A 5518-nucleotide genomic window follows, 5' to 3' on the forward strand; every position below is an offset into this window, starting at 1 on the left:
TGCCCCAGTGCTCGCGGACGCGATGCGCGATCTCGCGAGCGTCGGCCTGCTCCGCGGCCAGGTCGGTGACCGCGTAGACGCGTTCCAGGGTGACCTTCCCTGTGGTGAGGGTTCGGCGGCGGCGCACGATCTGCACGGCCTGGGCAGCGTGGGGGAAGCCGAGGCCGCGCGCCACGGAGCAGGTCTTGACCCGGCGGATCTCGTCACGGCCATGCTTCGTGGCCCGGGTCTTGTCCAGCAGCGGAACCTCCCGCCAGGGCAACTGCTTGAGCTGCTGGTACAGCAGCGGCTGGTTTCCCTTGATCACGGCGATGTAGTGGGCCTTCTTCTCTTCTACCAGGAAGCGGACGTGGCCGGTCTGGGAGTGCAGGGCGTCGAAGGTGACCACGGTGCCGGCCAGGTCGAGCGGTGCGAGCATCGGCTTGAAGACGGTGATTTCGTTGGTCTTGGAGCCGACCTCGCACTGCGCGGCGACCAGGCCGGTCCCAGTCATCGCGGCGAGCAGATGCACCTGGATGCCGTCGGTGCGACGGGCGCCCCGCACGGTCTTTCCGTCCACGGCCAGCGAGCGGCGGCCGCGTTTGCCCAGCTCCGGGCGGCACGGCGGGCTGCCTGTGTCGCGGGCGGCGAGCCAGGCACCGATCGCCGCGTCGAGGGCGTCACCGTCGATACGCTGCAGGACCCGGCGCACGGTGGCCTCCGCCGGGGCAGTGGGGCCGGACGGGTCGCGGTTCGGTCCGCCAAGAGCGGCGAGCACGGCGGCTGGGGCATCGGTGGCCCACTCTGCGATCGCGGTCAGGGACTTCGCGCCGGCCAGCACCGCGCACGCGGCGAGCGCGAGGACGAAGGCGAGGGGGTGGCGGCGGCCCTTTGCCCGGCGTGGATCGGGCACCGCCGCGAGGTGGTCCAGCAGGTGAGGGTGTTCCCTGAGCGCGGCGGGCCGGGCGGCGGCGAGCTGGCCCAGGCCAGCGGGGATGGGCGATGATGATCGGGCAGGCACGGTCTTCCGTTGCGGTGATCAGGGACTCGACACCTCATGATCACCCGAAGTCCGTGCCTGCCTCCGTTCCAGCTCGACCCTGGAACACCACAGCCACATCCGATACCTGAACCGGCATCAAGGCGGACACTTCGCCTGCACGACGCCGCTCTGCTGCTCCGGTGCTCCCCGAGAGAGCGCCGATCAGGGAGAGCAGGCCGCCGCGGCCGTAGCGCCACCACACCTCGCCCATCGGCCCCAGCTCGGCCAACTTGTCGAGGGAGGTGACCAGGATGGGGATCGGGTCGGAGTAGTCGAGCCAGCTGTCGGTGGAGTACTCCTCGGCGCGGCGGCGGCCGCGCTCGCATACCTGCCTGGCCCGGTTGTTCAGCGTCGTGGCGCTCGCGTCGGCGAGGACCAGGGCGACGGGCGGGTAGCCCTCCTGGGTATGCGCGGTGCCACCAGTACGTCATCCGCTCCGCCGCCGACTCCTCTGCCAGCGCCGGGTCGTTGTCCCGACTCTTGGCGCGGAACAGCTCGCGGTAACCGGCGAACTTCGCAGCCGCCCTCGCCGGGGACATCGTGGAGCGGTCCACCTCGACCATCGGCACCGGCAGCCCGATCCCCGGCGCCTCCCACACCGCGTCCGGGCACACCTTACGGCGGCCACCCAGCGTGAACTCCACCTCCGTCGCCCAGGACGTCACCGTGCCGATCTCACCCGAAGCATCGGGCTCGGTGCCGCCGCGCACGAACGCCAGCACTGTCTCGTTCACAGCCATCACGTGGGGCGCACCCGATTCGCCCGCGCCCCGGGCCGTCGATCCCATGTCGGAGCGGCAATCCGCAGGACGTGCCCAGCAGCGTCCAGTCCCGCCGTCCCTCCGCTGGTTGCCCGCAGCCAGTCGCCCCGGTACCGCCACCGCCCACGCCCACACCGCCCTTTGGGAACTCGCCCCCACCGGCCTCCGCCTGATCGGCAATGCCCATGGCTTCGCCACCACGAACAGTGACCCGCCTGACCCGATCCGGACCTTTTCCCACCGCCCTGTCCCGATGCTCCGTAGACTTGGTCTTGATCGCCCATATCCGGTGCGGTCAAGGGGAGTTGGGGGGATCATGGAACTCGATGCATTCATGGCGGTGGCCGGTCCGGCCGTCACCTCCGCAGCGGCCGCCTACGGCGGCGCGGTCCTGACCCGGGTCGAGGAGGCCGCAGCCGACGCGACCGTGGGTCTGGGGCAGCGCATCATCAACTCGGTCTGGCGCCGCAGGGACACGCAGCAGCGAGCCGAGCTGGAGGCCTGCCTGAACGATGCCAGCCGGCCGGGCGGCGAGGACGCCATGGGCGCCCTGCGCCGCCAGATCCGGCTGGCCCTGCACTCCGATCCGGGGCTGCTGGCGGAGTTGGCCGCCCTGCTGCCCGCCGGGGGCCCCCAAGGCGCCACCAGGGTGGAGGCCAGTGGCGCCGGCTCGGTCGCAGCCGGCGGCAGTATCCACGGTCCGGTGACCACCAACGTCACCACCACGCCCGTCTCCCCCGCCGCCGCGCCGGCCGGCGCCGAGTGACGAACTCTCACCCGTCCGGCCCCATCTCGGTCCATGCCGAGGGCATCGCGTCGGTAGCCGCCGGCGGCAGCATCCACGGTTCGGTGACCATCCGGACCACGGTGCTGCCCGCCAGTGCGGTGCGCGACGCCGCCGACACCGAGGCCCGTGGCGTGGTGTCCCTGCGTGCCCGGAAACTCACCTTCACCGGCCGGACGGCCGAGCTGGCCGAGGTGCGGGCCGAGTTCGCCCGGGGCACCGGCACTGCGGCCGTGGTCGTGCACGGCCTGGGCGGGGTCGGCAAGACCGAACTGGCCCTGCAGTACGCCCACCTGCACAGCGAGTCGTACGACCTGATCTGGTGGATCGAGGCCGCCGTCCCCGGGGCCACCGAGGCGGCCCTCGCCGCGATCGCCGAGCAGCTGAGCCCGCACTGGACGGGCACGGAGCCGTCGCTCTCCGCCCGGGCCGCCTGGGCCAGGGCCTGGCTGCAACAGCATGACAGGTGGCTCCTAGTCCACAACAACATGGAGGAACCGGCCCTGCTGGGGAACCTGCTGGGCAGCCTCCCGCGCGGACACCATCTGATCACCAGCCGGCACGCCACCGGCTGGCAGGGCCAGCAGGTACGGTTCGTCGGCCTCAGTGTCCTCCCCCGCACCGACTCCGTGGCGCTGATCGGCACCTGGGTACCGTTCGCCTCCCCGAAGGAGGAGTGGCACGCCGGCCAACTCGCCGGGGAACTCGGCGACCTGCCACTCGCTCTGGAACAGGCCAGCGCCTACATGAACCAGACGATGACCAGCATCGAGGAGTACCGAAGCAGCCTCCACGAGTCCCTGGACGAGGCCGCCCTCGACCACGCCCGCGACGAGCAGACCGTCGCCGGCGTCTGGGCCCTGACCCTGACCGCGCTGGCCGAGAGCAACCCACTCTCCGTCGAGCTGCTCCACACCCTGGCCTGGCTCGCCCCCGACGGCTTCCCCCGGGAGCTGCTGGCCGGACTCACCACCGGCCCGGTCCGAGTGAAGACAGCACTCGGTCTGCTGCGCGCCTACAGCATGGTCACCCTCTCCCTGGAGGAGGTGACCGTCCACCGGCTGGTGCAGAAGGTGCTTCGCGACCGGGCCGATCGCGAAGCGGCCGCGCTGGCCACCCTGGACGGGCGGCTTCCCGCAAAGCGCGGACGGGAGGCCGCCGAGCGCATCCTGCTCGCAGCCGTGTACCCCGACGGGCCGGAGGAGGCTCCCGACACCGTCCAACTCGCCCGGCTCGCAGCACACGCGACCGCACTCTCCACCACCGACCCCGGCACCTACCACGTCGGGACGTCCCGGCTTTTCTCCGACACCGCGCTGCACCTCCATGAGCACGGCCAGACCGTCCGGGCGCTCCCGCTCTTCGAGGCCTACGCCCGGCAAACCGCCCACAGCTTCGGCATCGACCATCCGTTCACCCTGAACGCCCACGGCGCGGTCGTCACCTCGCTCCGGGCGGCGGGCCGGCTCGAGGCCGCGACCGACCTCCTGGAGGAGCTCCTGGAACGGGCCACCCGGGTGCTCGGCGGCGGGGACCTCATCACCCTGCACATCCGGGCGAGCCTCGCGGAGGTCCATCTGGCGCGCGGCCAACTGCAGCGCGCGGAAGACGGGTTCGCCGCAGCGGTGGACGACAGCACCGCACATCTCGGCCCCGATCACCCCCGGACGCTCACGCTGCGGAACAGGTTGGCCACCACCTACGAGAACGGCCACCAGTTCGACCGGGCGATCGAGATCTACCAGGACCTGCTCCGCCACGAGCACGGCGGCCTGGTCCACTGGGAGCAGGAGTACTCGACCCCCCTGCGGCTCAACGCCGCCACCGTCCGGAACAACCTGGCCGGGGCCTACGAGGGCGCGGGGCGATCCGCAGAGGCCATCGCCACCTACCGCGAGGCGCTGGCCGACATGGTCCACCAGGTGGGGGTGGACCACCCGAAGGCCCTGGAGTGCCTCGGCAACCTCGGCTACGCCCTGGACGCCGCCGAGCAACGGGAGGAGGCCTCCCGGATCTACCGGGAGGTTGCGGAGAAGCGTGTGCGGATCCTCGGCGAGGACCACCCCGACACCCTCCTGAGCCAGGGCAACCTCTCCTACATGCTCCTCAAGACGGGAGAGCCGGAGGCGGGCCTGGAGCTCTGCCGCAGGACCCTGGTCCAGCGCGAGCAGATCCTGGGCGTGCTGCACGCCGACACCCTGGCGAACCGGAAGCTGCTGGCCTCCGCCTACGACTGGACCGGCGACCTCACGACCGCCGCCGAGCTGTTCGAGACCACCCTCCAGCAGCACCGGGAGGCCCTGGGCAGCCGGCACCCCGACACTCTGTCCACCCTCTCCGGCTACGCGACCTGCCTCATGCGGGCCGGGGACGCACCCGGCGCCGTGCCGCTGCTGGAGGAGGCCCTCGCCACCCAGGAGGAGCTCTCCGGGCCGGAGAGCATCGCGGCCATGACCTACCGTCACAACCTGGCCACGGCCCTGCGCGAAACGGGTGCGTTCGACCGCTCCGAGGAAATGCTCACCACCGTCCTGGAGCAGCGCACCCGCCGGCTGGGCGCCGACCACCCCGACACTCTGATCAGCAGCGGGAGTCTGGCCCGGCTGTACCAGCTGACCGGCGACCTCGACCGGGCCGTCCCGCTCTACGAGTCGGCACTCACCGGCCTCACTGCCACCTTCGGCACCGACCACCGGACCACCCGCACCCTGGCCGACTACCTCGCCGAGGCCCGCACGGCCTGAGAGCCGCCCGTACAGGCCTCCGTGAGTAGCCGGGTCAGCAGGTGGCAGCCGGAGCCCCGCATCCCGGTCTCCTCCGTCGGTCGGGCGGGGCGGCCTGGTGGCGGGCCGCCCCGTGGGTGGTGCTGCTACTGGTCGGCGGCGCAGTGGTGGCCGGCCTCGACGTACCCGCCGTCAGGTGAGGGTGTTCCCTGAGCGCGGCGGGCCGGCG

Annotated in this window: 3 protein-coding genes and 1 pseudogene; 2 read left to right on the forward strand and 2 right to left on the reverse strand. The window is 72.0% G+C overall.

All coding sequences use genetic code 11. From position 1 onward, the window contains the following. Positions 1-1000 (reverse strand): ISAs1 family transposase (locus ACWEQL_RS40540; protein ID WP_452156330.1); only part of this gene is annotated, 1000 nt, incomplete at its 3' end. Positions 1001-1509: 509 nt separating this feature from the next. After that, a pseudogene (locus ACWEQL_RS40545) lies at positions 1510-2118 on the reverse strand (replication-relaxation family protein); the annotation flags it as partial. Here ACWEQL_RS40545 and ACWEQL_RS40550 point away from each other — a divergent pair. Together ACWEQL_RS40550 and ACWEQL_RS40555 are read left to right on the forward strand one after the other, a co-directional pair. Then, the gene (locus ACWEQL_RS40550) at positions 2099-2548 is read left to right on the forward strand and encodes a hypothetical protein (RefSeq protein ID WP_452156332.1); all 450 of its coding nucleotides are present in this window, start codon (positions 2099-2101) and stop codon (positions 2546-2548) included. The pseudogene ACWEQL_RS40545 and the gene ACWEQL_RS40550 overlap by 20 nt on opposite strands. Before the next feature lie 83 nt (positions 2549-2631). Beyond that, a complete protein-coding gene (locus ACWEQL_RS40555; protein ID WP_452156334.1) occupies positions 2632-5310 on the forward strand; it encodes a tetratricopeptide repeat protein in 2679 nt (892 codons plus the stop codon). Positions 5311-5518: the final 208 nt, after the last annotated feature.

Source organism: Kitasatospora sp. NPDC004240, assembly GCF_053603215.1.